This is a genomic window from Candidatus Mycobacterium wuenschmannii, from assembly GCF_030252325.1.
Taxonomy (GTDB): domain Bacteria; phylum Actinomycetota; class Actinomycetes; order Mycobacteriales; family Mycobacteriaceae; genus Mycobacterium; species Mycobacterium wuenschmannii.
Window position 1 is genome coordinate 1,699,620 of the sequence record NZ_CP126981.1, and the last position, 26,409, is coordinate 1,726,028.

24 protein-coding genes are annotated in these 26,409 nt (G+C 68.0%); 8 read left to right on the top strand and 16 right to left on the bottom strand.

Going from position 1 to position 26,409, the window contains the following annotated elements; genetic code table 11:
• The first annotated feature begins 45 nt into the window (after positions 1-45).
• From PT015_RS08210 to PT015_RS08225, 4 genes are all read left to right on the top strand, one after another.
• The gene (locus PT015_RS08210; protein ID WP_285190139.1) at positions 46-1,707 is read left to right on the top strand and encodes a nitrite/sulfite reductase; all 1,662 of its coding nucleotides are present in this window, start codon (positions 46-48) and stop codon (positions 1,705-1,707) included.
• On the top strand, positions 1,704-2,435 hold the full coding sequence (locus PT015_RS08215) for a phosphoadenylyl-sulfate reductase (protein WP_285190141.1): 732 nt from the start codon (positions 1,704-1,706) through the stop codon (positions 2,433-2,435). The genes PT015_RS08210 and PT015_RS08215 overlap by 4 nt, the downstream gene beginning before the upstream one ends.
• Positions 2,390-3,127, top strand: coding sequence for a sirohydrochlorin chelatase (locus PT015_RS08220; protein ID WP_390888008.1), 738 nt, complete (start codon positions 2,390-2,392; stop codon positions 3,125-3,127). Before PT015_RS08215 ends, PT015_RS08220 begins: the two co-directional genes overlap by 46 nt.
• A 70-nt stretch (positions 3,128-3,197) precedes the next feature.
• Positions 3,198-3,806, top strand: coding sequence for a DUF4190 domain-containing protein (locus PT015_RS08225; protein WP_285190143.1), 609 nt, complete (start codon positions 3,198-3,200; stop codon positions 3,804-3,806).
• Here the strand turns inward: PT015_RS08225 and PT015_RS08230 are convergent.
• From PT015_RS08230 to PT015_RS08250, 6 genes are all read right to left on the bottom strand, one after another.
• Positions 3,787-4,860 (bottom strand): sulfate/molybdate ABC transporter ATP-binding protein, encoded by a 1,074-nt coding sequence (locus PT015_RS08230; protein WP_390887952.1) that lies wholly within the window; start codon positions 4,858-4,860, stop codon positions 3,787-3,789. The two genes, PT015_RS08225 and PT015_RS08230, sit on opposite strands and share 20 nt — an antisense overlap.
• Positions 4,857-5,675, bottom strand: a complete 819-nt coding sequence (gene cysW, locus PT015_RS08235) for a sulfate ABC transporter permease subunit CysW (RefSeq protein WP_285190144.1) — start codon at positions 5,673-5,675, stop codon at positions 4,857-4,859. The genes PT015_RS08230 and cysW overlap by 4 nt, the downstream gene beginning before the upstream one ends.
• Positions 5,672-6,526, bottom strand: coding sequence for a sulfate ABC transporter permease subunit CysT (cysT, locus tag PT015_RS08240; RefSeq protein ID WP_313825841.1), 855 nt, complete (start codon positions 6,524-6,526; stop codon positions 5,672-5,674). Before cysT ends, cysW begins: the two co-directional genes overlap by 4 nt.
• Positions 6,523-7,512 (bottom strand): sulfate ABC transporter substrate-binding protein, encoded by a 990-nt coding sequence (locus tag PT015_RS08245; RefSeq protein WP_285190995.1) that lies wholly within the window; start codon positions 7,510-7,512, stop codon positions 6,523-6,525. The genes cysT and PT015_RS08245 overlap by 4 nt, the downstream gene beginning before the upstream one ends.
• A gap of 130 nt (positions 7,513-7,642) precedes the next feature.
• Positions 7,643-7,735 (bottom strand): Ms4533A family Cys-rich leader peptide, encoded by a 93-nt coding sequence (locus PT015_RS24680; RefSeq protein WP_363114511.1) that lies wholly within the window; start codon positions 7,733-7,735, stop codon positions 7,643-7,645.
• 142 nt (positions 7,736-7,877) lie between these two features.
• Positions 7,878-8,072, bottom strand: a complete 195-nt coding sequence (locus PT015_RS08250) for a hypothetical protein (RefSeq protein WP_285190145.1) — start codon at positions 8,070-8,072, stop codon at positions 7,878-7,880.
• Between the two features lie 174 nt (positions 8,073-8,246).
• Between PT015_RS08250 and cobN the strand changes: the two genes are divergently transcribed.
• From cobN to PT015_RS08265, 3 genes are read left to right on the top strand one after another with little or no spacing between them, the layout of a single operon-like run.
• On the top strand, positions 8,247-11,822 hold the full coding sequence (gene cobN, locus PT015_RS08255; RefSeq protein ID WP_285190146.1) for a cobaltochelatase subunit CobN: 3,576 nt from the start codon (positions 8,247-8,249) through the stop codon (positions 11,820-11,822).
• Complete coding sequence (gene cobF, locus PT015_RS08260) at positions 11,815-12,573, top strand: precorrin-6A synthase (deacetylating) (RefSeq protein WP_285190147.1); 759 nt, start codon at positions 11,815-11,817, stop codon at positions 12,571-12,573. The genes cobN and cobF overlap by 8 nt, the downstream gene beginning before the upstream one ends.
• Positions 12,574-12,584: 11 nt before the next feature.
• A complete protein-coding gene (locus PT015_RS08265; RefSeq protein WP_285190148.1) occupies positions 12,585-13,313 on the top strand; it encodes a cobalt-precorrin-6A reductase in 729 nt (242 codons plus the stop codon).
• On the opposite strand, the gene PT015_RS08270 is transcribed toward PT015_RS08265, so the two are convergent.
• Genes PT015_RS08270 through PT015_RS08280 form a run of 3 tightly spaced genes read right to left on the bottom strand, consistent with a single transcriptional unit; the run spans position 13,285 to position 17,212 of the window.
• Positions 13,285-14,634: a cobyrinate a,c-diamide synthase gene (locus tag PT015_RS08270; RefSeq protein WP_285190149.1), complete on the bottom strand. Its 1,350-nt coding sequence runs from the start codon at positions 14,632-14,634 to the stop codon at positions 13,285-13,287. The two genes, PT015_RS08265 and PT015_RS08270, sit on opposite strands and share 29 nt — an antisense overlap.
• Entirely contained in the window at positions 14,628-15,242 is a 615-nt protein-coding gene (cobO, locus tag PT015_RS08275; protein WP_285190150.1) for a cob(I)yrinic acid a,c-diamide adenosyltransferase, read from the bottom strand. Before cobO ends, PT015_RS08270 begins: the two co-directional genes overlap by 7 nt.
• Entirely contained in the window at positions 15,242-17,212 is a 1,971-nt protein-coding gene (locus tag PT015_RS08280; RefSeq protein ID WP_390887953.1) for a VWA domain-containing protein, read from the bottom strand. Before PT015_RS08280 ends, cobO begins: the two co-directional genes overlap by 1 nt.
• Positions 17,213-17,264: 52 nt before the next feature.
• On the opposite strand from PT015_RS08280, the gene cbiE reads away from it, so the two are divergent.
• Positions 17,265-18,470 (top strand): precorrin-6y C5,15-methyltransferase (decarboxylating) subunit CbiE, encoded by a 1,206-nt coding sequence (cbiE, locus tag PT015_RS08285; protein ID WP_285190151.1) that lies wholly within the window; start codon positions 17,265-17,267, stop codon positions 18,468-18,470.
• Here cbiE and cobM read toward each other — a convergent pair.
• From cobM to PT015_RS08320, 7 genes are all read right to left on the bottom strand, one after another.
• Entirely contained in the window at positions 18,460-19,224 is a 765-nt protein-coding gene (gene cobM / locus PT015_RS08290) for a precorrin-4 C(11)-methyltransferase (RefSeq protein ID WP_390887954.1), read from the bottom strand. The genes cbiE and cobM overlap by 11 nt on opposite strands.
• Positions 19,221-20,738 carry a precorrin-3B C(17)-methyltransferase gene (gene cobJ / locus PT015_RS08295; protein WP_285190153.1) on the bottom strand — a complete coding sequence of 506 codons (1,518 nt, stop codon included), beginning with the start codon at positions 20,736-20,738 and terminating at the stop codon, positions 19,221-19,223. Before cobJ ends, cobM begins: the two co-directional genes overlap by 4 nt.
• Complete coding sequence (locus PT015_RS08300; protein WP_285190154.1) at positions 20,735-21,400, bottom strand: precorrin-8X methylmutase; 666 nt, start codon at positions 21,398-21,400, stop codon at positions 20,735-20,737. Before PT015_RS08300 ends, cobJ begins: the two co-directional genes overlap by 4 nt.
• Positions 21,397-22,275 (bottom strand): nitrite reductase, encoded by an 879-nt coding sequence (locus PT015_RS08305; protein ID WP_285190156.1) that lies wholly within the window; start codon positions 22,273-22,275, stop codon positions 21,397-21,399. Before PT015_RS08305 ends, PT015_RS08300 begins: the two co-directional genes overlap by 4 nt.
• A 16-nt stretch (positions 22,276-22,291) precedes the next feature.
• Entirely contained in the window at positions 22,292-23,050 is a 759-nt protein-coding gene (locus PT015_RS08310) for a sensor domain-containing protein (protein ID WP_285190157.1), read from the bottom strand.
• A gap of 2 nt (positions 23,051-23,052) precedes the next feature.
• The gene (lepA, locus tag PT015_RS08315; RefSeq protein WP_285190998.1) at positions 23,053-24,903 is read right to left on the bottom strand and encodes a translation elongation factor 4; all 1,851 of its coding nucleotides are present in this window, start codon (positions 24,901-24,903) and stop codon (positions 23,053-23,055) included.
• Positions 24,904-25,030: 127 nt separating this feature from the next.
• Entirely contained in the window at positions 25,031-26,116 is a 1,086-nt protein-coding gene (locus PT015_RS08320; protein WP_285190158.1) for a hypothetical protein, read from the bottom strand.
• Between the last annotated feature and the right edge of the window lie 293 nt (positions 26,117-26,409).

The window sequence follows — 26,409 nt, forward strand, 5'->3', positions numbered from 1 at the left end:
TTTGCGCGCTCCACGCCGGCTGCTCCACTAGAGGAGATTTGCCGAATGACGTCACCCCGCCCCACCAAGAGCCAGGGCCAGTGGGCGCTCGGTGAGCGCGAGCCGCTCAATCCCAACGAGCAGTTCAAGAAGGACGACGACGCGCTCAACGTGCGCGACCGAATCATCAACCAGTACGCCAAGACTGGGTTCGACAGCATCGAGAAGAACGACCTGCGTGGCCGGATGCGTTGGGCCGGCCTCTACACCCAGCGCGAGCAGGGCTACGACGGCAGCTTCACCGGCGACGAGAACATCGACCTGCTCGAGGCCAAGTACTTCATGATGCGGGTGCGCTGCGACGGCGGCGCCATCTCGACCGCGGCGCTGCGCACCCTCGGCGAGATCTCGACCGAGTACGCCCGTGACACCGCCGACATCTCCGACCGGGAGAACATCCAGTACCACTGGATCCAGATCGAGGATGTGCCCGCGATCTGGGAGCGGCTGGACACGGTCGGGCTGCAGACCACCGAGGCGTGCGGCGACTGCCCCCGTGTCGTGCTGGGCTCGCCGCTGGCCGGCCTGTCGGTCGACGAGGTGCTCGACCCCACCCCCGCGGTCGACGAGATCGTGCGTCGCTACATCGGCAACCCGGAGTTCTCCAACCTGCCGCGCAAGTACAAGACCGCGATCTCCGGTCTGCAGGACGTCGCGCACGAGATCAACGACATCGCGTTCATCGGCGTCAACCACCCCGAGCACGGCCCGGGACTGGATCTGTGGGTCGGCGGCGGCCTGTCCACCAACCCGATGCTCGCGCAGCGAGTCGGCGCCTGGGTGCCGCTGGACGAGGTGCCCGACGTGTGGCAGGCCGTGACGTCGCTGTTCCGCGACTACGGCTACCGGCGACTGCGGGCCAAGGCCCGGCTGAAGTTCCTCGTCAAGGACTGGGGCATCGAGAAGTTCCGCGAAGTGCTCGAAACCGAGTACCTGAAGCGCAAACTCATCGACGGCCCGGCCCCCGAACCGCTGACTCGCCCGATCGACCACGTCGGCGTGCAGAAGCTGAAGAACGGGCTCAACGCCGTCGGCGTCGCCGCGATCGCCGGCCGGGTGTCCGGCACGATCCTGACCCAGGTCGCCGACCTCGCCGAGCAGGCGGGGGCGGACAAGGTCAGCTTCACCCCGTACCAGAAACTCGTCATCCTCAACGTCGCCGACGACAAGCTCGACGCGCTGACTGCCGGCCTCGACGCGCTCGGACTGCAGTCGAAGCCATCGGAGTGGCGCCGAAACCTGATGGCCTGCACCGGGATCGAATACTGCAAGCTGTCGTTCGCCGAGACGCGGGTGCGTTCGCAGACGCTGGTGCCCGAACTGGAGCAACGACTCGAAGACCTCAACGCGCAACTCGACGTGCCGGTCACGGTCAACATCAACGGCTGCCCGAACTCGTGCGCCCGCATCCAGGTCGCCGACATCGGCTTCAAGGGCCAGATGGTCGACGACGGCGACGGGAATTCGGTCGAGGGTTTCCAGGTTCACCTAGGAGGCAGTTTGGGCCTCGACAGTGGGTTTGGGCGAAAGCTGCGGCAGCACAAGGTCACCAGCGACGAACTCGGTGACTACATCGACCGCGTGGTGCGCAACTTCGTCAAGCAGCGAGACGGTGACGAGCGTTTCGCGAACTGGGCGGTGCGTGCCGAGGAGGCAGATCTGCGATGAGCAACCTGATGGAAGCCGACCTACGAGAGCTGGCGGACAAGGGCGCCGCGGAGTTGGAGGGCGCCAGCGCCACCGATCTGCTGCGCTGGACCGATGAGAACTTCGGCGGCGTTGGCGGACCGCGGTCCTCGGCGACCTGCAACTATGTGGTGGCCTCGAACATGCAGGACGCCGTGCTGGTCGACCTGGCGGCCAAGGTCCGTCCCGGCGTGCCAGTTCTGTTCTTGGACACCGGGTATCACTTCGTCGAGACGATCGGAACGCGCGACGCGGTCGAGGCCGTCTACGACGTGCGGGTGCTCAATGTGACGCCCGAGCACAGCGTCACCGAGCAGGACGAGCTGTACGGCAAGGATCTGTTCGCGAGCAAACCCAGCGAGTGCTGCCGGATGCGTAAGGTTCTCCCGCTGGGCAAGTCGCTGCGCGGCTACTCCGCGTGGGTGACCGGCCTGCGGCGGGTGGAAGCGCCGACGCGCGCGAACGCGCCACTGGTCAGTTTCGACGAGGCGTTCGGTCTGGTGAAGATCAACCCGCTGGCCACCTGGTCCGACGAGCAGCTGCAGACCTACATCGACGAGAACGATGTCCTAGTGAATCCGCTTGTCTACGAAGGCTATCCGTCGATCGGCTGCGCGCCGTGCACCGCCAAGCCTGCCGAGGGCGCCGACCCGCGCAGCGGCCGCTGGCAGGGGCTGTCGAAGACGGAGTGTGGACTGCACGCGTCGTGAGGCTAGTGCTTGCTGCTCACGGCAGCGCCGACCCGCGATCGGCCGCCAATGCCCGTGCCGTAGCCAACCAGATTCGCTTCATGCGGCCCGGCCTGCAGGTGCGGGTCGCGTTCTGCGACCTCAACACGCCGCGCTTGCCCGACGTCCTCACTCCGGACGCGGTGGTGACACCCTTCCTGCTGGCCGACGCCTATCACGCACGCATCGACATTCCGGGCCAGATCGCGGCTTCCGGCCTGCCCGTCCGCCAAGCCGACGTGCTCGGCGAGGACGACCGCCTGATCGCCGTGCTGCACGAACGGCTCGCCGGCCTGGGGGTGACGACCGACGATCCGGAACTGGGTGTCGCGGTCGTGGCGATCGGTTCGACACATGCCGCGGCCAACGCCCGCACGACCCAGGTCGCCGATATCCTCCACGCCGGGGCCCAGTGGGCCTGCACGACAACCGCATTCGCCACCGTAAACGGCCCGTCGCCGGCGGACGCCGTCGTCGAGTTGCGCCGCCGCGGTGCCCGCCGCGTCGTCATCGCCCCGTGGTTCCTGGCCCCCGGCAAGCTCACCGACCGGGTCGCGAAATACGCCGCGACGGAGGGCATTCCGATGGCCCCACCGCTGGGTGCACACCGCCTGGTGGCCGAGACGGTGCTGGACCGGTTCGAGGCGGCGATCGCCCAGTCCGTCGCCGCGTAGCCCAACACGGCGGACCGGGGTTGCGATTTCGTTGATGGAGACTTAACGGAGGGTTACGGTAACCATCACCATGACATCGTCACCCGTTCCGGATTCCGGAGAGAACGTCCCGACCAGCCCCGAGCGACCCGCCAGCAAGTGGGCGGTCGCCACCTTCCTGCTCGGTCTGGTCAGCCTTATCCCGCTGAGCGTGATCGCCGGCGTTGTCGCGCTCGTCAAGACACGTGGCGGCAAGGAACCGGGGCGCGGTCTCGTCGTGGCGGGGCTCGTCATCTGCGTACTGTGGAGCGCAGTCTGGGCGTACAGCCTGTGGCCGAAGCACGGTCTGATCACCGGCACGCTGCAGTCCGACCGCGTCGGCACGTGTTTCCGCGGCGACGTCAACTCGCCGGTCAACTGCGACCAGCCGCACTCCGACGAGCTGTTCGCGATGCTGAAGTTGTCACGATTCCCGGACAGCGATCCCGAACAGCACGAAATCGAGAAGCGCTGCAAGGCCGAGCTTCCCGGCTATTCGGCCACCGCCGAACGCGATCCGAGCATTCGGGTGGACGCCTGGGCGCCGGGTGCCGAGTGGAAACAACTCGACACGCACGCGGCAGGATGCGTCGCACACTCCAGCGGCAACCGCACGAGCTCGATCAAGCTCGGGCCGTCATTCAGCTGGAACTCACCGTAACCTCGTCGGACTCGTTGCGCGCTAGCGCCTTTTCCGGCAGCGTCGGTACCCGGGTGGCCCGCACGTAGACCGTGTCGCCGCGCTTCAGGCCGAGCGCCTCGGCGTCACCACGGGTGATCTGAGCGATGAACGGACCGCCGGTGGCGGCATTGGTCAGCTCGACCCGAACCTCGAAGCCCAGCACGACAACTCGATCGATCGTGGCCCGCACCACGCCGGTGGCTTCGGCGGTGCCGTCGCCGGCGGCGATCTTCATGTCGGGATTACGGCCCACCCGGATGTCGTGCGGCCGAACAAGAGTGCCGTTGAGCGACGACACCGCGCCCAGGAACGACATCACGAACGAATTGGCCGGGGTGTCGTAAACGTCGCCCGGTGAGCCGACCTGCTCGATGCGCCCGTCCCGCAGGACCGCGATCCGGTCCGCGACATCCAGCGCCTCGGCCTGGTCGTGGGTGACCAGCACGGTGGTCACGTGCACCTCGTCGTGCAAGCGGCGCAACCAGGCCCGCAGATCGTCGCGGACCTTGGCGTCGAGGGCACCGAACGGCTCGTCGAGCAGCAGCACCTGAGGATCAACTGCCAGCGCGCGGGCCAACGCCATGCGCTGACGCTGACCGCCGGAAAGCTGGCTGGGATAACGGGTTTGGAAGCCGCTGAGCCCCACCACCCCGAGCAGGTGGTCGACCTTCTCGGCGATCTCGGCCTTGGGCCGCTTGCGGATCTTCAATCCGAAGGCCACGTTGTCGCGGACGGTCAGATGCTTGAAGGCCGCGTAGTGCTGGAACACGAAGCCGATGCCGCGACGCTGTGGCGCGATGGTAGTGACGTCGCGGCCGTTGATCGTGATGGTCCCGGTGTCGGGCTGGTCGAGCCCGGCGATGGCACGCAGCAGCGTCGATTTGCCCGACCCGCTGGGCCCGAGCAGTGCGGTCAAAGACCCCTTGGGAACGTCGAAGTCGACGTTGTCCAGCGCCACGAAGTCGCCGTAGCGTTTGTTGGCGCCCCGCACGGTGATTGCGTTGTCAGTCACGGACGTGCCTTCCCCTGTCATGCCTGCTTGGCTGCCCGGTTGCGGCGAGCATCGAGAATCACCTGGACGATCAGAACCAGTACCGACACCGCCATCAGCAACGTCGACAATGCGTAGGCGCCGTATTCGGCACCGCGGTTGTAGCGGTCGGAGACCAATAGCGTCAGCGTCTGCGACTGGCCGGGCAGGTTCGACGACACGATCAGTACCGCGCCGTATTCACCGAGCGTGCGCGCGATGGTCAGCACCACGCCATAGGTCAAACCCCAGCGAATCGACGGCAGGGTGATGCGCCAAAAGGTCTGCCACCAATTGGATCCCAGGGTCGCGGCCGCCTGCTCCTGATCGGTGCCGATCTCGTGCAGCACCGGTTCGACCTCGCGCACCACGAACGGCAGCGTCGCGAAGACGCTGGCCAGCACGATGCCTGGCAGTCCGAAGATGATCTTGAAGCCGAAGTCCTTCTCGACGAAGCCGAGGAGACCCGCCGATCCCCATAACACGATCAAGGCGACACCCACGACCACCGGCGACACCGCGAACGGCAGGTCGATGATTGCCTGCAATACACCCTTGCCGCGGAACCGGTTGCGCGCCAACATCAATGCGGTCGGAATACCGAAGACGACGTTGAGTGGCACCACGATCGCCACCACGAGCACCGACAGATTCAGTGCCGAGATCGCCGCCGGCGTGCTGATCCAGTCGAAGAACTGGCCGAGACCGGGCTGGAAGGTCCGCCAGAGAATCAAGCCGACCGGGACGACGAGCAGGACCGACACGTAGGCCAGTGCCAGGAACCGCAGCAGATACTTGACCGAGGGCGAGAGGGTCACGACGACAACTCCTCACGCTTGGCGGCGCGCGATCCCACCGTCCGGAGCACGAACAACACCACGAACGAAATAGCCAACAGCACAATCGAAATCGCGGCGGCGCCGGTGCGGTCGTCGTTCTCGATCAGGGTGCGGATCCACTGCGACGACACCTCGGTCTTACCCGGCACCGCGCCACCGATCAGCACCACCGAACCGAATTCACCGATCGCCCGCGCGAACGTCAACCCCGCGCCGGTCAACAGCACCGGGGTCAGCGACGGCAGCACGACCGTGGTGAAGATCGTCGCGTTGTTGGCGCCCAGCGATGCGGCCGCCTCTTCGGTCTCGTGGTCGATCTCGAGCAGCACGGGCTGCACGGCGCGCACCACGAACGGCAGCGTGACGAACGCCAGCGCGACGCCCACGCCCCATGAGGTGTGCTGCAGGTGCAGGCCGACCGGGCTGTGGTTTCCGTACAGCGCCAACAGAACCAGGCTCGCCACGATCGTCGGCAGGGCGAACGGCAGGTCGATCAGGACGTCGACCACGCGCTTGCCCGGGAAGTCGTCGCGCACCAGCACCCAGGCGATCAGCAAACCGAACAGCATGTTGACCACGGTCACCACCGCCGAGATCGTCAGCGTCACCCGGAAGGACTCCAGCGCCGCGTTCGAGGTGACCGCGAGCCAGAACGCCTCCCAGCCACCGCCGATCGACTGCCACAGGATGGCCGCCAGCGGCAGCAGCACGATGACAGACAGCCAGACAACGGAGACGCCCACCCGCAGCGAGGTGCCGTTGTTGATCAACTTGTTGCGGCCCAGCGGTTTACCGGTGCCGGGGACTTCCCGCGTGATCGCCGCGGTCATCCGGTGGCCTTCGTGTAGATCTTGGTGATGCTGCCCGACTTCTTGTCGAACAGCTGGGTGTCCACCTGCGGCCAGCCACCCAGGTCGGCGAGCGTCCAGAGCTTCTCCGGAACCGGAAACTGGTCGCGTACCTGGGCCGCGATCGCCGGGTCGACCGGGCGGAATCCGGCTGCCGCCCAGACCTTTTGGGCCTCGGCCGTGTACTGGTAGTTCTTGAATGCCACGGCGGCGTTCAGGTGCGGGCTGGTGGTCACCACGGCCACCGGGTTCTCGATCTTGATGGTCTGCGGCGGGTTGACGTGGGTGACCGGCTTTCCGAGACGCTCGGTGGCGATCGCCTCGTTCTCGTAGCTAATCAGCGCGTCGCCGCTGCCCTGGACGAACACGTCGGTGGCTTCACGCCCCGACCCGGGGCGCAGCTTCACGTGCTCGGTGACCAGCTTGTGCACGTAGTCGAGGCCGGCCAACGGGTCGTGGCCGCCGTTGCTTTTCACCACGTAGGGCGCCAGCAGGTTCCACTTCGCGGAGCCCGAACTCAGCGGGCTGGGCGTGACGACCTCGACGTCCGGCCGCAGCAGGTCGTCCCAGTCCCTGATGTTCTTCGGGTTGCCGGGTCGCACCACCAACGTCACCACCGACCCGAAGGGGATGCCTTTGGTGGCGTCGGAGTCCCAGTCCTTGGCGACCTTGCCCGCTTTGACCAGCCGGGTGACGTCGGGCTCGACCGAGAAGTTGACGATGTCAGCGGGCTTGCCGTCGACCACGCCGCGGGACTGGTCCCCCGACGCGCCGTACGAGGCGATCACCTGGATGCCTTTGCCGGCCGGTGAGGCGTTGAACGCGGGGATGATCTTGCTCCAGCCGGGCTCCGGGACCGAATAGGCGACGAGCGTGATGCTGGTCTTGCCCCCGGCGGACCCGCCACCTCCGACGACGTCGCTGGCGCCCCCGTGGCACGCGGCGATCAGGCCCGTTGCGAGGGTCAGCGCGACAGCGTGCCGCCACCCAACGGGTTTCTTGGTGTCGTCGAACAATGGTCGACCTTTCGGAAGTGAGCTTGACGTCTGACAGATCCCATTGCGAAGGAAAACGAGTTTCGGCGCGTGGGCAGAATGGTCAGCGACAACAATGCACGTCAGCGACGGCGCAATTACCCACGGCAATGAGCGCCAAGATGTGGCACTCGGTACTGCCGGAGACTGCGTGCATGGGCGAAGCCTAACAGAATCTTTTCCGGCCGCATCGCGAGCCGCCGCAGGTCAGCGGGTCAACAGCCAGGCGACAACGACCAGAACGATCAGCGCGACCAATATCAACGTCACCCGCGATCGCGGCATACCGGTGTTTCCGCTCATCCAGCGTTCCCATCGCCATGCCGAACGCGACGCATCAGCGCAATCCCACGGCCGAGTGCGCCGTCCAGCGCCGCCGCGATCAGGTAGGCCAGCACCAGCACGACCGGCATCACCACGATGGTCTGGAAGACAAACGCCAGGCCAGACAGCCACAGCTCGACGCCGTCCCACCAGCTCAGGATCGCGTTCATCGCGCTCACCCTACTAAGCTGATGCGCGCACGTCTCGTGGCGACAGGAAAACGGCGCGCGGCGGAATCGCCGAGGAATCTCTGTGGAGGTCCCGGTAACGCGCCGCGACCCAAGCCAGATACTGGTCACGAGGCACTCCACACCGACGGGGCGAGAACCCCGAGGAGGAACCCCGTGACCCATCGCATCGCGTTGCTGTCCACCTCGGACACCGACCTGCTCTCCGCGCGCGCGTCCCAGGCGCCCTACATCCTGGGCAATCCAGCGCGCCAGCCCGTCGCGGACTCCCTCGACGGCGCCGACGTCGTCGTGCTGCGGGTGCTCGGCTCCTCGGCCGAGGTTGCCGACGAGCTCAACTCGCTGCGCGCCACCGGGCTGCCGTTGGTCGTGCTGGGCGGCGAGCGCGCCCCCAGCGCCGAGCTGATGGAGAACTCGACGGTCCCGATCGGGCTTGCTGCGCAGGCACATTCGTACCTCGCCGAGGGTGGGCCCGCGAATCTTGCTCAGCTGCACGCCTTTCTGTGCGACACCGTGCTGCTCACCGGCGAGGGATTCGACGAGCCGGTAGTGATCCCGGAGTGGGGTTACGCCGCGCGACCCCCTCAGCTGACCGCGCCAGCCCGGGTCGGCGTGCTGTACTACCGCGCCCACGAGGTCAGCGGCAACTCCGGCTTCGCGCACGCGCTCGCCGATGCGATCGACGCCACCGGCGGCGCGGTCGGGGTGCCGATCTTCGCGTCGTCGCTGCGCAGCGCACCCGACGAGTTGTTCGACGCGCTGGGCTCGCTGGACGCGGTGGTGGTGAGCATGCTGGCGGCCGGTGGATCCAAGTCGGCGGCCGCGGGGGCCGGTGAAGATGACACGTCGTGGGACATAGAGCGCATCGCCGGGATGAACATCCCGGTGCTGCAAGGCCTTTGCCTGACCTCGTCGCGGGAGGAGTGGGAGGCCAACGACGACGGCGTCACCCCGCTGGACTCCGCGACGCAGATCGCGATCCCCGAATTCGACGGGCGCATCATCACCGCGCCGTACTCGTTCAAAGAGATCGACGACGATGGCCTCCCCCACTACGTCGCCGACGCGGAGCGGTGCGCGCGGGTCGCCACGATCGCGGTCAACCACGCCGCGTTGCGCCGAATCCCCAACGCGGACAAGAAGCTTGCGCTGGTGCTGTCGGCGTATCCGACCAAGCACTCGCGGGTCGGCAACGCCGTCGGACTCGACACCCCGGCGTCGGCGGTGCGCCTGCTGCATCGCCTTGCGGCGGACGGCTACGACGTCGGCGACGGCTTCGGCGTGCTCGGGATCGAGGACGAGACGCAGGCCGGCGACCGGTTGATGCACACGCTGATCGACGCGGGTGGCCAGGACGAGCAGTGGCTGACCACCGAGCAGGTGGCCGGCGCGCAGGTGAAAGTGACTGCGGCGCAATACGCCGAGTGGACCCACGCGCTACCGGCCGAACTGCGCGACGAGATCGCCGAGGCCTGGGGTCCGGTGCCGGGGCGACTGTTCGTCAACGACGACGGCGAGATCGTCATCGCCGCACTCCGGTCGGGCAACGTCGTGCTGATGATTCAGCCGCCGCGGGGGTTCGGCGAGAACCCGGTGGCGATCTACCACGACCCGGACATGGCCGTCAGCCACCACTACCTCGCGGCCTACCGGTGGCTCGAGCACGGCTTCGGCGCCCATGCGGTGGTGCACCTCGGCAAGCATGGCTCGATGGAGTGGCTGCCCGGCAAGAACGCCGCGCTGTCGGCCGCGTGTGCCACCGACGCGGTGCTCGGCAACCTGCCGCTGATCTACCCGTTCCTGGTCAACGATCCCGGCGAGGGGGCGCAGGCGAAGCGGCGCGCGCACGCCACCATCGTGGACCATCTGATCCCCCCGATGGCGCGTGCCGAAAGCTACGGCGACATCGCGCGATTGGAGCAGTTGCTCGACGAGTACGGCAACATCGCGGCGATGGACCCGGCCAAGCTCCCGGCGATCCGTGGCGAGATCTGGAACCTGATGCGCGCCGCCGAGATGCACCGCGACCTCGGCCTCGACGACCGGCCCGATGACGAGGAATTCGACGACTTCCTGTTGCATGTCGACGGCTGGCTGTGCGAGATCAAGGATGCCCAGATCCGCGACGGCCTGCATGTGCTGGGCGAAGCGCCGACCGGTGCGGCGCGGGTCAACCTGGTGTTGGCGATCCTGCGGGCCGCCCAGGTGTGGGGCGGTCAGGACCACGCCGTCCCCGGTCTGCGCAGCGCGCTGGGCCTGAAGGAAGGCGCCGAGGTCATCGCGGTCGATGAGATCGAAAGCCAGGCACGGGCATTGGTCGAGGCGATGGAGGCCGCCGGCTGGGACGCCGGCGCGGTCGACGCGCTGCACGAGGCGCCGGAGGTGCGGGCCTCGCTGCGCTTCGCCGCCACCGAGGTGGTGCCGCGGCTGTCCGGCACCGCGGGCGAACTCGACGCGGTATTGCTCGCGCTGGCAGGCGGTTTCGTGCGGCCCGGGCCGTCGGGTTCGCCGCTGCGCGGTCTGGTCAACGTGCTGCCCACCGGCCGCAACTTCTACACCGTCGACCCGCGGGCGGTGCCGTCACGGCTGGCCTGGCAGACCGGGCAGGCGATGGCGGAGTCGCTGCTGCAGCGCTACCTCGACGACACCGGCACCTACCCGGAGTCGGTCGGGCTGTCGGTGTGGGGTACCAGCGCAATGCGCACGTCCGGTGACGACATCGCGGAGGTGTTGGCGCTGTTGGGCGTTCGGCCCGAATGGGACGAGGCGTCGCGCCGGGTCAGCCGCCTCGAGCTGATCCCGCTCGAAGAACTCGGCCGGCCGCGCATCGACGTGACCATCCGCATCTCCGGATTCTTCCGCGACGCCTTCCCGCATGTGGTGATGATGCTCGACGACGCGGTACGGATGGTGGCGCAGCTCGACGAGTCGGACGGCTACAACTACGTGGCCGCGCACGCGCGTGCCGACCTCGCCGACCACGGCGACGAGCGACGCGCCACCACACGGGTTTTCGGCTCCAAGCCGGGCTCCTACGGGGCGGGCATTCTGCAGGTCATCGAGTCGGGTACCTGGCGCGACGACAAGGACCTGGCCGAGGTCTACACCGCGTGGGGCGGATTCGCCTACGGCCGCGGCCTGGACGGCGCGGCGGCCGCCGATGACATGCGCACCAACTACGCCCGAATCAAGGTCGCGGCCAAGAACATCGACACCCGCGAGCACGACATCGCCGACAGCGACGACTACTTCCAGTATCACGGCGGCATGGTCGCGACGATCCGCGCGCTGACCGGATCGGATCCCAAGGCGTATGTGGGAGATTCGACGACGCCCGACGCGGTCCGCACCCGGACGCTGTCCGAGGAGACCGCGCGGGTATTCCGAGCCCGGGTGGTCAACCCGCGCTGGATCTCGGCGATGCGCCGGCACGGCTACAAGGGCGCGTTCGAACTCGCCGCCACCGTCGACTACCTGTTCGGTTTCGACGCGACCGCGGGCGTGGTGCATGACTGGATGTACGAAAAGCTGGCCGAGTCCTACGTTCTCGACCCCGAGACGCGCGAATTCCTCGACCAGTCGAACCCGTGGGCGCTGCACGGCATGGTCGAGCGCCTACAGGAGGCCGCCGACCGCGGCCTGTGGGCCGACCCGTCACCGGAGACGCTGGCAGCGCTGCGGCAGGCCTACCTGGAGGTCGAGGGTGACATCGAGGGCCGCGCCGGTGCCTGAGCCCGTCCGGGTCTGCATCCTGGGGGTCGGCATGGGCCCCCAGCACGTCACCCCGGAAGTCGCCGAGGCGCTGCGGTCGGTCGACTACGTGGTGGCCGCGTTCAAGGGTCCCGACGACGAACTGCTCGCACTGCGGTGGGAGATCGTCGACGCCTACACCGACGGCTCAATCGACGTTGTGGCCGTTCACGATCCGGAACGGAACCGGTCGACCGGGCTCGACGATCAGGGCTACCAGCAGGCGGTGGCCGACTGGCACGACGCGCGCGCGCAGGCCTACGCCGACGTGCTGCGTGCCCGTGGCGGCACCGCCGCGTTCCTGGTGTTCGGTGACCCGTCGCTGTACGACTCGACGATCCGGGTGGTCGAGAGGATCCAGAAGCTCGGTGTGCCAATCGAATTCGACGTGCTGCCGGGCGTCAGTGCGCCACAGGTGCTAGCCGCACGGCACCGCATTGTGCTGCACGAGGTCGGCCGCCCGGTACACATCACCACCGGCCGCCTGCTGCAGGAGGCGGTCGCCGCCGGGCAGGACAACATCGTCGCCATGCTCAACCCGCCCCCGGAGCGGCTCGACGTGACCGGTCTGGACGACTGGTCGGTGTGGTGGGCCGCCAACCTCGGCGCCACCGGTGAGCGGCTGGTCGCGGGACGGTTCGGCGATGTCGACCTTCAGATCGCCAAGGCCCGCGCGAAGGCGCGCGCCGAGGCGGGTTTCGTGATGGACATCTATCTGTTCCGGCGGCCGTGACGGCTCGCCGCGTGCTGCTCCTTGGCGGCACGTCCGAGGCGCGCACGCTGGCCGCACGGCTGGTGGCCGACGGCGTCGAGGTGACGAGCTCGCTGGCCGGCCGGGTTGCCCACCCGCGACTGCCCGAAGGGGCGGTGCGCATCGGCGGATTCGGCGGAGTCGACGGGTTGCGAAAGGCGTTGCGCGACTTCGACGTCGTGGTCGATGCGACGCATCCGTTCTCGGCGACAATCTCCGCTAACGCCTTTCGCGCCTGCGCTGCCGAGTCGATTCCGCTGCTGCGGCTGCAGCGACCCGGGTGGGCCGAGCGTGCCACCGCGTTGTGGCATTGGGTGGATTCGCACAGCGAGGCCGCCACCGAGGCCGCGCGGTTGGGCAAGCGGCCGCTGCTGACGGTCGGCCGCCAGCAATTGCGCGAGTTCGTCGCGGCTCTCGGCGAGTTGCCGGTCGTCGCGCGGGTCGTGGACGATCCGGACTTTGCGCTGCCGCCCTTGTGGCAGTTGATCCACGACCGCGGGCCCTACGCGTTGGACGGCGAGTTGACCCTGCTGCGCGAGCATGGCGCGGATGTGTTGGTCACCAAGGACTCCGGCGGCGAGTACACCTGGCCGAAGATGCAAGCCGCCGACGAGTTGGGCATCCCGGTCGTCGTTGTGCGGCGACCGGCCGTGCCCGCCGAGGTCCCGGTGGTATCCCTCCTCGACGACGCCGTCACCTGGCTGCGTGAACCGCGCGCGTGAATCGTTGCGCCAAACCCGGATGCCCGGCCCAGTGCGTGTGCAGGTACGCGGCGTGCAGCGTCGACGTGGCGAATCCCTCGGGGCCGTCGGGCAACTCCCACGCCGGCCGGTCCGGCAGCACAGTGGTTGCGGTGCGGTGGAATTCGTGGCCGGTGACCGCGGTTCCCTGGGTCGCGAGCACGGAGTCGGCGGGGCTGGTAGCGGTCCGGTAGCCGAGGGTCAGGCGGGGCGTCATCGCCGCGTCCGCGGGTACCGCGCCGACCATCGGTGTGCCGTCCAGCGAGCGGCACAGGTACAGCAGCCCGGCGCACTCGGCGACCGTCGGAATGCCGGCATCGATCGCAGCACGCAATTCGGCAAGCAGGCAACGGTTCTCGGCCAGGTCGGCAGCATGTACTTCGGGGAAGCCACCGCCGAGGTAGATGCCGGCGGTGTTCGGCGGAAGGACCGCGTCGGTCAGCGGGTCGAACTCGACGACGTCGCATCCGGCGGCGCGCAACAATTCCTCGGTCTCGGCGTAGCGGAAGGTGAACGCTCGGCCTCCCGCGACGGCGACGACGGGCCGGGCCTGCGATGGAGGCTGGACTTCCTGCGCCGGATCCCACGGTGTACAGGTCAACGCCTCGGCGCTACGAGCCAGGTCCAGCACCGCGTCGATATCCACATCCGCGGCAATCACTTCCGCCATCCGCTGCAGGGTCTGCGCCGACTCCGCCCGCTCCGCGGCCGGCACCAATCCCAGGTGCCGTGAGGGCGTCTCGACGCCGCTGTCGCGAGGCAGCACGCCCAGCACCGGAATTCCCGTGGGCCGCAGCGCGTCGCATACCTCGTTGGCGTGCCGATCGCTGCCGGCCTTATTGAGGATCACGCCCGCGATGCGGACCGCCGGATCGAACGCGGCCAATCCGGCGATCACCGCCGCGTGGGTGCGCGACGCGTGCGAGATGTCGACGACCAGCAGCACCGGCGACGCGGTCAATGCGGCGACGTGAGCGGTGGAGGCTTCGCCCCGGGTGCCAAGCCGGCCATCGAAAAGCCCCATCACGCCCTCGATCACAGCGATGTCGGCGGCGCGTGCGCCGTGCCCGAGCAGCGGGACGATCCGGTGTTCGCCGACCAGAAACGGGTCGAGGTTGCGGCCCGGGCGGCCGGTGGCCAGCGCATGATAGCCGGGATCGATGAAGTCGGGACCGACCTTGTGGCCGGACACCGCCAGGCCTCGACCGGCCAGCGCTGCCATCAATCCGGTTGCCACCGTGGTCTTTCCGTGCCCTGATTCGGGCGCGGCGACGACGATGCGGGGAAGCGCGGTGGCTACCACTCGATGCCCCGCTGGCCTTTCTGGCCGGCGTCCATCGGATGTTTGACTTTGGTCATGTCGGTGACCAGATCGGCGATGTCGACCAGTCGCGGATCGGCGTTGCGGCCGGTGACGACGACGTGCTGGTGGCCCGGACGATTGGCGAGCGTCTCGACGACGTCGTCGACGTCGACCCAACCCCACTTCATCGGGTAGGTGAATTCGTCGAGCACGTAGAGATCATGCGCTTCGGCGCCGAGGCGGCGTTTGATCTCGACCCATCCGGCGGCGGCTTCCTGCGCATGGTCGACCTCGGTGCCGGCTTTGCGACTCCACGACCAGCCCGACCCCATTTTGTGCCACTCGACCGGTCCGCCCTCGCCGGTCTCGTCGTGCAGCGCGCCGAGGCGCTCCAGCACGGTCTGTTCGCCGATCCGCCATTTGGCCGACTTGACGAACTGGAACACCCCGATGCGGAAGCCCTGATTCCAGCCGCGCAGCGCCAATCCGAATGCGGCCGTGGACTTTCCCTTGCCATCTCCGGTGTGCACCACGAGGAGCGGCCGGTTGCGCCGCTGCCGGGTGGTGAGCCGGTCGTCGGGCACGACCGAGACCTGACCCTGCGGCATCAGGCCGCCCCGGGCGTGGTGGCGCCGCGGACGATATCGGCCAGCGCCTGTGCGTTCACCTGACCGAGCGGTACGTGCTCGGCGTTGAGGTGCTGAGCGAGGTTGGCGGCCAAGCCCATTCGCATCCGTCCGCTCTCGCAGTCGACGACAATGCTGTCGATGCCTTCGTGCACCAGATGCGCGGCGGCCTGATGAGCCCGTCCGACGGGGTCCGCGCCGGCCGTCGCGCGACCGTCGGTGACGACGACCAGCAGCGGCCGTCGACTCGGGTCGCGCAGCCGCTCGCGGCGTACCACCTCGGCGGCCTTCAGCAGGCCTTCCGCGAGCGGGGTGCGGCCACCGGCCGGCAGGCCGTCCAGGCGTTTGGCCGCGATGTCGACTGAACCGGTTGGCGGCAGCGCGATCTCGGCACCACGATCGCGAAACGTGATGACCCCGACCCGGTCACGTCGTCGGTAGGCATCGAGCAACAGCGACAGAATCGCCGTCTTGACCTGCTGCATGCGTTCCCGCGCCGCCATCGAACCCGAGGTGTCGACGACGAACATCACCAGGTTGGCTTCGCGTCCCTCACGGACGGCGCCGCGCAGATCGGACGGCCTCAGCAGCAACCGGCCACCGCTGCGGCCCCGGGCGGCCTGGTGTGGCGCCGCGGCACGCACGGTCTCGACCAGGTGGATGCCGGACTCCGACAGCGGGCTGGCCCCGGAGCGCCGACCCGTCGTCGTGCGGGCGCGGCTGCGGCGACCGGCGTGCCCGTCCCCCACCCCGCGGACCGCGAAAAGCTTTGTGCGGTAGGGATCACCGGCGGCGACCGGCGGTGCGGACGGCGGCGCCTGGTGACCGCCGGCCGTCTGCGGGTTGGGCGCGTCCTGCCCGCCGCTCGGATCGTCGTCGGGGTCGGTGTCGGGATCGAGGCCCCGGTCCGTCTCGGGTGGCAGCAGTTCGTCGAGTTCGTCGTCGCTCAGCCCCGGCGCGTCGAAGGGGTTGCGCCGACGGCGATGTGGCAGAGCGAGTTTGGCGGCGACGCGCAGGTCGTCGATGTTGGGGTGTTCGCGGCCCTGCCACGCGGCGTGGGCCGCGGCCGCGCGGGCCATCACGATGTCTGCCCGCATGCCGTCGACACCGGCGGCCGCGCAGACTTCGGCGATGGCGACTAGCGCCGCGTCGGTGACCTCGACCCGCACGAGGGCCGATTGGGCCTGCTGGATCCGATCGCGCAGTGCCTCTTCGGCTTTCGCATAGTCTGCGCGGAACGCCGCCGGGTCGGCGTCGAAACGCAGCCGCCGGCGCACCACCTCGGCGCGCTGCGCCGGGTCCTGCGGCGCGGCGACCTCGACGGTGAGCCCGAAGCGGTCGAGCAACTGCGGACGTAGTTCGCCCTCTTCGGGATTCATGGTCCCGACGAGCACGAACTTCGCCGCGTGGGTGACGGAGATGCCGTCGCGTTCTACGGTGACCGCGCCCATGGCCGCCGCATCAAGCAGCAGATCGACCAGATGGTCGTGCAGCAGGTTGACCTCGTCGACGTAGAGGATTCCGCGGTGCGCCTTGGCCAACAGGCCCGGCTCGAAGTGCACCGCGCCGTCGCTGAGCGCCTGCTTCAGGTCGATCGATCCCGCGACGCGATCCTCGGTGGCTCCGACGGGAAGTTCGACGAGTCGCACGGGCCGGGTCTCGACGGCCGCGTCGGAGCCGAACGAGCCGTCCGGCGAGGATGGGTTCGGCTGGGCCGGGTCGGTGGAGAAGCGGTCGCCGGCGACGACGTCGATCGGCGGCAGGATCTGGGTGAGCGCGCGCACCAGCGTCGATTTCGCGGTGCCCTTTTCGCCGCGCACCAGCACACCACCGATGCCCGGGTCGATCACGCTGAGCACCAGGGCCAGCGCCATGTCGTCGAGCCCGCCGGGCGCGTCGGGGTCGCCGCCGACGACGGCGGGAAACGGGTAGAGCTGGTCAGTGTGGGACATGATTACGCCTGTTCGCAGGGTGCGTCGCGGGCATTACGCTAGCATCGCCGCCGTGCCGACCTCTGACCTGCGGGTGACCGTCGTCGGCGTCGGCGCCGACGGATGGGACGGCCTGGCGCCGGCCGCGCAGATCGCGATCGCATCGGCGGACATCGTCCTCGGCGGACCCCGTCAACTGGCGCTGCTGCCCGAGGCTGACGGGCAGGCACGCCAGCAGTGGCCATCGCCGTTGAGCGCGGCGCTGCCCGAGTTCCTGACCCAGTTCGCGGGCCGACGGGTCGTCGCACTGGCATCCGGCGATCCGATGCTGAGCGGCATCGGCACCACGCTGGTCGACCTGCTGGGCGCCGACCGCGTCACGGTGATTCCCCACGTGTCGTCGGTGACGTTGGCCCGCTCGCGGCTCGGCTGGTCCGCGGAATCGACCGCGGTGGTCAGCGTCGTCGGCCGCGACGTCCATGCCGCGCTGCGCGAGCTGGCGCCGGGCCGGCGCATCCTGGTGCTGTCGTCGGATGAGAAAACGCCTGCGGCCCTTGCTGATTTGCTGATCGCGCGGGGGTACGGCCAGAGCCGCTTCGTGGTGCTCGGCGGCCTCGGCGCCGACGACGAGACCATTCGTGAATCGACCGCCGCAGATTACGCCGGGGAGTCGCCTCGGTTGAATATTATTGCGCTGCAACTGGATGGGCCGCTCATCGCCGGATGGGCGTCGGGCCTGCCCGACGACGCGTTCGAGCACGACGGCCAGCTCACCAAGCGGGATCTGCGGGCCGCGGCGCTGGCCCGCCTGATGCCGGCTCCCGGCCAGGTGCTGTGGGACGTCGGCGCGGGAGCGTGTTCGGTGGGAATCGAGTGGATGCGCGCACACCCGAGTTGCCGGGCCGTTGCGGTCGAGTCGGACAGTGCGCGCGCCGAGCGAATCGGGCGCAACGCTCGCTCGCTGGGCGTGCCCGCATTGCAGGTGGTTTGCGGCTCGGCTCCGGATGCGTTGGGCGACTTGGCCACTCCCGATGCGGTGTTCATCGGTGGCGGCGCGAGCCGGGCCGGCGTGCTGCCGCGCTGCCTCGACGCGCTGTCCAGCGGCGGCCGGATCGTGGTGCACGGGGTGACGGTGGAGACCGAAGCGTTGCTCGCCGCGGCGTATGCGGAGCACGGCGGTGAGCTGACTCGCATTCACGTCGAGCATGCCGCGCCGGTCGGGTCGTTCACCGGCTTCACGCCGGCTCGCGCGGTGACGCAGTGGGCCTTCACGAAGTAGCCGACCGGTCGCGCCGCGGGTCGTAGAGGTGGCTCTCCCCCGCGCATGAATCCTGCTGTGTACCAAGCGCTTCGCCGACCATAATCACCGCGGCCTGCGTGAGGCCCGCTTCCTCGACCTGATCGGCGATGTCGGCGATCGTCCCGCGCAGGACCCGTTCCTGCGGCTGGGAAGCCCGGAACACCACGACGACCGGGCAGTCGGCGCCGTGCGTCGGCAGCAGCTCGTCCATCAGGCCGCGGATCGCGGTGATCGCCAGATGCAGCACCAGCGTCGCGCGGGTCGCGGCGAAGGCCGCCAACGATTCCGTCGCCGGCATCGCAGTGGATCGCGCCTGGGTTCGCGTGAGTACGACCGACTGCGCGACCAGCGGGACGGTGAGCTCACGACCGACCCGCGCCGCCGCGGCGGCGTAGGCCGGCACCCCGGGGATGACTTCCCATGGCACGCCGGCCGAGTCGAGCCGCCGCGTCTGCTCCGACACCGCGCTGTACAGCGACGGATCACCCGAGACCAGTCGCACGACCTGCCGACCGGCGCGGTGAGCCTCGACGATCCGGTCGACGATCTGGTCGAGATCCAGATCCTGGGTGTCGATCAATTCGGCTGCCGGAGAGCAGCTTTCCAGCATGTCCGGGTCGAGGTAGCTGCCCGGATAGAGGACGGTATCGGCGACGGCCAGCAGCCGGGTGGCCCGCACGGTCAGCAAGTCCGCGGCTCCCGGCCCCGCGCCGACGAACCGGACGGCGGTCACTTGACCCACCGCGGCGTCCACACCCGACCGGACGGGGTCGCCCGGGTACTTGACGCCCCGACCAGCACAAGGGTTTTCATGTCGATGGTGTCGGTGTCGAGGCTGCCGAGTGTGGTCACCGTCAGGGACTCTTCGGCGCGGCCGACGTCGCGGCCGACGACGACCACGGTCTCGGGGAGCCGGTGCTCGAGCAGAATGTCGCGGGCCAGTGTGATCTGGTCGGGGCGGGACCGTGACGCCGGGTTGTAGATCGCCAGAATCAGATCCGCGTCGGCGACGGCGCGCAGCCGCTTCTCGATCACCGGCCACGGCTTGAGCCGGTCCGAGAGGCTCATCACCGCGAAGTCGGCTCCTAGCGGTGCGCCGGCCAGGGCGGCGACGGCGTGCACGGCCGACACCGCGGGCAGCACCCGAATGGGAACTTCGGCGAAGCGCTCCTCATCGGCGGCCTCGAATACCGCTGACGCCATGCCGAATACGCCCGCATCGCCGCCGGAGACGACAGCGACGGATTCGCCCTGCAACGCGAGATCGAGGGCGAATCGGGCCCGGTCGACTTCGACGGTGTTGCCGGATGCGTGTCGCTGCAGACCTTCTCGCTGCGGCACCCGAGCGACGTAGGGCGCGTATCCGACGACGTGCCGTACCTCGGCCAGCGCGTTCGCAGCCTCTGGCGTCAGCCAGCCGTCCGGGCCGGGGCCCAACCCGATCACGAGGAGCTCCGCAATGTCCGATCGGGTGGAAATAGTTGCCGGACTGGGCTCCTCGACCATGATGCGGGAGCGCCGACCATTGATGGAATCGCCGTTGACCACGATCAGCGACAGGTACGGCACGGTTGCCTCGTCGACCTCGGCCACTGGCATCCAGCGCTGCTGCGGGTGGCTGGCGCGCTCGACGTACATGGCGTGGTCGAGTCGACCGGCGGCGGTGAGCGCACGGCGCACGGCGGGAAAGGTGCGGCCGAGTTTCATGATGATCGCGCCGTCGGTGTCGGCGAGGCGGCGCGCGAGTTCGGCCTCGGGCAGTGTTCCGGGCAGCACGGTCAACACATCGGTCTGACGCACCAGCGGCGACGCGACGGCGGCCGTCGCGGCGGTGAATGCGGGAATCCCCGGGATGACTTCGGTCGCGAAGCGGGCGCTGAGCCGGTCGTGCATGTACATGAAGGAGCCGTAGAACAGCGGATCCCCTTCGGCGAGAAGTGAAACCGTGCGCCCGGCGTCAAGATGAGCGGCGAGCCGTGCGGCGGATTCCTCGTAGAACTCGGCCAGCGCCCCGGCGTAGCCGCCCGGGTGGTCGGTGGTGCCGGTGGTCAGCGGGTAGCGCAGTTCTTCCTCGATCGCGCCGGCGGGGATCAGGTCCGCCGCGATGGTCCGCGCGTAGGACTGCTTGTTGACGCCGGCGTGGTAGGCGATGACGTCCGATTCTCCGATGACACGCGCCGCCTTACGGGTGATCAACTCGGGATCGCCGGGCCCCAAGCCGATGCCGTAGAAGCGCGCGCCGGTCACTCGGCCTCCGAGGCCAACGCGTTGATGGCCGACGACGTGATCGCCGACCCGCCCCGGCGTCCGCGCACGGTAACGAACGGGATGTCGATGCCGTGATCGCGCGCGAACGAGGCGAGGGCCTCTTTGCTTTCGGCGGCGCCGATGAATCCGACCGGGCAGCCGACGATCGCGGCCGGCCGTGGCCCGCCGTCGATCATCGTCTCCAAGAGGTGAAAGAGCGCGGTCGGCGCGTTGCCGATCGCGACCACGGAACCAGCCAGCAGCGGTTCCCACAACGAGACGGCGGCCGCGGTGCGAGTGGTGCTCCACCGCTTGGCCAACGCCGGCACGCCCGGGTCGTTCAGGAAGCAGTGCACCTCGTTGGCGGCGGGAAGCCGGCCCGCGGTGATGCCGGTGGCGACCATCCGCGCGTCGCACAAAATGGGCGCCCCGGCCTGCAGCGCGGCGCGTGCACTCGCCACCAGCTGGGGGTGAATCACCAAGTCGTCGACCAGGTTTGGTTGCCCGGTGCCGTGGATCATCCGGACGGCGAGCTTCTCGGCATCGGCGGGAATGCGGGACAGGTCGGCTTCGCGGCGGATGGTGGCGAACGAGTCGACGTAGATGGCGGGGCCGTCGGCGATGTAGTCGTAGTGCCGGGTCGGCGGGCGGGTCTCGGTCACGCGGATACCTCCGGGACCAGGACGCCGCACCACGGTGTGACGACGACATCTGTTCCACCGCAGGCCTTCTCGACCAAATACTGAACGTGCGCGGGTGTGAGCGCGCCGTCCTCGGCGGGGACGTGGGTGCCGCCGGGCACGTCACCGTAGGGCAACGGCGGTGCCGGATCGGGGATCCGAGGGTCGGGGTCGACGGGCTCCCGCAGTGGCTTGGCAAGCTCGCGAATGTGCCACGCGGCATCGGGTTTCGTGCCGCGAGCGTCGAAGAAGGCCGTCGCCAACTCCGCCAGCCGGTCCGCGAGCGCATCCGTCGAGACGACAGTGCCCCAGTGTTCGCCGACACGCAACTGCGCCTCACCGTCACCGAGCGCCACGCAACCCAGGTCCGTTCCCCGTTTCCCGGATCCGGTGAGCCGGTAGAGGAGATCGCCGCGGCCGTCGTCGAGCGTGAATAGGAAGCGTCCCGGCAGCCGGCCGAGTTCGGGGGCGGCGCACAGCAACTCGTCGAGGTGCGCCATCACCGGGCGCAGGTCGACGCGTCCGCCGGCGAGACCGGTCTGCGGCGAGGCGAGCACATTGCGCACGAGTTCGTGTGTACGCGTGGGGATCAGGCAGGTCGACTCGAGCGCCGTCACCGCAGGTCTGGCCAGATCGGCACCCTCGGCCGGCAACCCGCGCAGTTGCAGGTTCGCCCGACGCGTCAGGTAGATCCGGCCGTCGCCGAATTCCCGGCTGACCTCGGACAGTCGCCGCAGCGCCGCCGTCGGCACCCGCCCGCCCAGCAACCGTAGGCGGACGAGCAGGCCGTCGTCGGCGTGCCACGGTCGCCACACACCGGGGCACATGTCTGCCCGTGTGCGTGTGTCCGTCGTCATCGTCGGCCTCCCGGGATCAGCTGAGATTGCTGACCTTCTCCATCATTGCGTGCGCGACGTCGATCGCGCTGACGTCCGGCTTGGCCGACCCCGGATCCTGCGGGGTCCGCTCGCCGAAGAAGACCATATCGACTTCCACGATGCAGTTCAGCCGTACGCCGATGGCGCGGGCTTGCGGAGTCGGGGTCAGCGAAGGCATGTTGGGCAATGTGGCGGTGGCGGTATTCGATGCCGCGACAACGGAATCCAGGGTTCGCACATCGTCTATCACCGTCGTCGTGGTGATGGGTCCGGCTTCTTCGGTCGTCGTCTGGCCCTTGCACTGCGGCCACTTCCCGGAGATCTTCGTGAACAGCTCCTGCGCCTCCGCCGCCGACGGTAGGGCGACCACGCCCTCCATCACGCTGATGACCTGAGCCGGATCGCCGTCGTTCCACCACGACACCGAGGCGACGTTGGTGATGTTGTCGGAGTCGTACACGCTCTTCTGCAGCATGGCCGTCACACCGAGGCAATCCGTCGACTCCGGTGGAGCCTCCCGTCGATCGAGCTTCTCCGGACCGCCGAACTGCGCGGGCTGGCGCCCGACGAACGGCTGGCCCAGCATCCGCGTCAAAGTCTTGCCGCTGAGCAGGACATGCTCGACGACCTTGCCGGACAACGGCTTCGGCTTGAGATTCGGTGCCGGCTTCGCTGTCCCGGCGACCACCGGCCCACAGCCCGCAGCGAGCACGGCTGCCACCGCGAACGTCACCGCCAGCCTGAACCCGCGCATGGCTATTTTTTGTTGCCTTTGTCTCCGGCGGAGTCCGTCGACAGCGCGGCGACGAACGCCTCCTGAGGCACGTCGACCCGGCCGATGGTCTTCATCCGCTTCTTGCCTTCCTTCTGCTTTTCGAGCAGTTTGCGCTTTCGGGTGATGTCGCCGCCGTAGCACTTGGAGAGAACGTCTTTGCGGATGGCGCGAATATTCTCGCGCGCAATGATTTTCGACCCGATCGCGGCCTGCACCGGAACCTCGAACTGCTGGCGTGGGATGAGTTCCTTGAGCCGGGTGGTCATCTTATTGCCGTAGGCCGCGGCGCCGTCCTTATGCACGATCGCGCTGAAAGCGTCGACGGCCTCGCCCTGCAGCAGGATGTCGACCTTGACTAGGGAGGCTTCCTGCTCGCCGGCCTCCTCGTAGTCGAGACTGGCGTAACCGCGGGTGCGCGACTTCAGCGAGTCGAAGAAGTCGAAGATGATCTCGCCCAACGGCATTGTGTAGCGGAGTTCGACGCGCTCGGGTGACAGGTAGTCCATGCCGCCGAGTTCGCCGCGGCGCGACTGGCAGAGTTCCATGATGGTGCCGATGAACTCGCTCGGGGCGATCACCGTCGTCTTGACGACCGGCTCGAACACCGTGCGCACCTTGCCTTCTGGCCAGTCCGATGGATTGGTGACGATGACCTCGGTGTTGTCTTCCTTCTCCACCCGGTAGACGACGTTCGGTGAGGTGGAGATCAGGTCGAGGTCGAATTCGCGTTCGAGGCGCTCGCGGGTGATCTCCATGTGCAGCAGGCCGAGGAAGCCGCAGCGATAGCCGAAGCCCAGCGCCACCGAGGTTTCCGGCTCGTAGGTCAGGGCGGCGTCGTTGAGTTGCAGCTTGTCGAGCGCATCGCGCAGGTCTGGATAGTCCGACCCGTCAACGGGATACAGCCCGGAGTAGACCATCGGCCGCGGCTCCCGGTATCCGGTGAGCGCTTCCGTCGCACCATGGCGCTGGGTGGTGACGGTGTCACCGACCTTTGACTGGCGCACGTCCTTCACGCCGGTGATGAGGTAGCCGACCTCGCCGACACCCAGGCCCACCGAGGCTTTCGGTTCGGGTGAGACGATGCCGACCTCGAGCAGTTCGTGGGTCGCGCCGGTGGACATCATCTGAATGCGTTCGCGCGGAACGATCTTGCCGTCGACGACACGGACGTAGGTGACCACGCCGCGGTAGATGTCGTAGACGGAGTCGAAAATCATTGCGCGCGTTGGGGCCATCGGGTCGCCGGTGGGCGGCGGGACTTCGCGTACGACGTGGTCGAGCAGGTCGGCGACACCCTCCCCCGTCTTGCCCGAGACGCGCAGCACGTCGCTCGGCTCGCAGCCGATGATGTGGGCGATCTCGCCGGCGTAGCGCTCGGGGTCGGCGGCGGGCAGGTCGATCTTGTTGAGCACCGGGATGATGTGCAGATCGCGATCCAGCGCCAGGTAGAGGTTGGCCAGCGTCTGCGCCTCGATGCCCTGGGCGGCGTCGACCAACAACACCGCACCTTCGCAGGCTTCCAGCGCGCGGGACACCTCATAGGTGAAGTCGACGTGCCCCGGGGTGTCGATCAGGTGCAGGACGAACTGCTCGCCATTGACCTCCCAGGGCAGGCGGACGTTCTGCGCCTTGATGGTGATGCCGCGCTCGCGCTCGATATCCATCCGGTCGAGGTACTGGGCGCGCATCGACCGCTCGTCGACGACGCCGGTCAGCTGCAGCATCCGGTCGGCCAGCGTGGACTTGCCATGGTCGATGTGGGCGATGATGCAGAAGTTCCGAATCTGCGCCGGCGCGGTGAAGGTCTTGTCGGCGAAACTGCTGATGGGAATCTCCTGGTGAAGCCGGGGTTTGGCGCTACCAGCGTATCGAGCGACCGGCGCCCCAGCACAATCGTGGTCGGGTCGGCCAAAACGAAACCCCCGGACGGTGGGTCCGGGGGTTTCGTTTTGGAGCGATTTAGCCGATCGCGCCGAGCAGCGCAGTCGGGTCGAAGTAGCCCAGAAGGTCATTGAAGCCATTGGTAAGGAAATCGCCGATGGCACTGAAAACCGTGGCATCTCCACCGATGGCATCGAGGATGGAGGTCTCGGCGCCGAACAGGAAGTCGCCGTAGCTTTCGGTGGGCACCAGATCGCCGCCGGTGAACAGCGCGTACAGGCCGACGTTGTACGCATCGGCGAACTGCGTCAGCGCACCGTTGAGCACGTGGTAGGAGCCGATGACTCCGTCGTCGGCGATGTTCTCCGGGTTGAGGCCGAAGATCAGCGAGGTGAAGATGTCGTTGGCGTCGTTGGTGGCGATGGTGTCGAACGGCAGGTCACCCATGCCAGGCACGACGTCATCAGATACCCCCGCGAGACCCGCAGCCGCGTTGAAGATGCCGTTGAGGCTGGCGACCTGCGAGCTGAGAACGTCGCTGAAGTCGGGAGCTTCGGCGGCTGCGCTACTGGCGTCCGCGCCCTGAAGTGCGGAGAGGTCAAGGCCGAAGTACCCGGCCAGGTTGCCGACGCCGCGGTCGAAGAACCACGAGGCTGGGTCGTCCGCTGCTAATGCGGCCGTGATGTTCGGGTCCGAGCCGATGAAGATGTCCCGGGTGAATTCTTCGCCTGGGTTGAACAGCGCGAACAACGAGGCATTCGACGAGTCTGCGAAATTGATCAGCGCGCCGTTGAGGACGTTGTAGCTGCCGGATGCTCCTGTCGAGATTCCGGCCTCGATCGGATTGACGCCGTAAAGGAAGTAAAGAAACGGGGTCAGCTCGTCCGCTTGCGAGGGGTCGGTCAATAGCGGCGCGTACTCGGCAACGCCGGCCGGGGTAAGGACGTCGAAGCCGCCGGTGGTGACGTCGGCGGTGTACGCGGTGTCTGGAACCCCTGAAAACAGGGCCCCGAACTCAAAGAACGAGTTCAGCGACGAGATCTGGCTGGCGTTGATCGCGTCGAAGTCGATGAGGTCGGTGGGCGCCGCCGTTGCTAAAGGCGCGAATGCGATGGCTGCTCCGGTCGCGAGACCGGCGATAGTGGCTGTCTGACGAATTTTCATGCGTTGTCCCCTCAGGATTTCCTGCCAGCGGTTCGGGCGTACCGCCGGAGGTCCCCCCCAACACAGGCTGCCGACGCCTGACCCCGCTGTTGGAAACCTGAGAGGAACATAACAATTGACTCTACTTACCGAAAGGAATTTGTAATAAATAAATAAGATTCACTCGTAACGGCTGCTAGACGCCCACAGAGCTCCGTCGAACCATCGGTTCACCCCAAATTTAATTCACATATCTTCGGCCGTCGGCAACAATCCGGCGATGGACGGTCACCGCGAAACGTGCATCTGCGGGC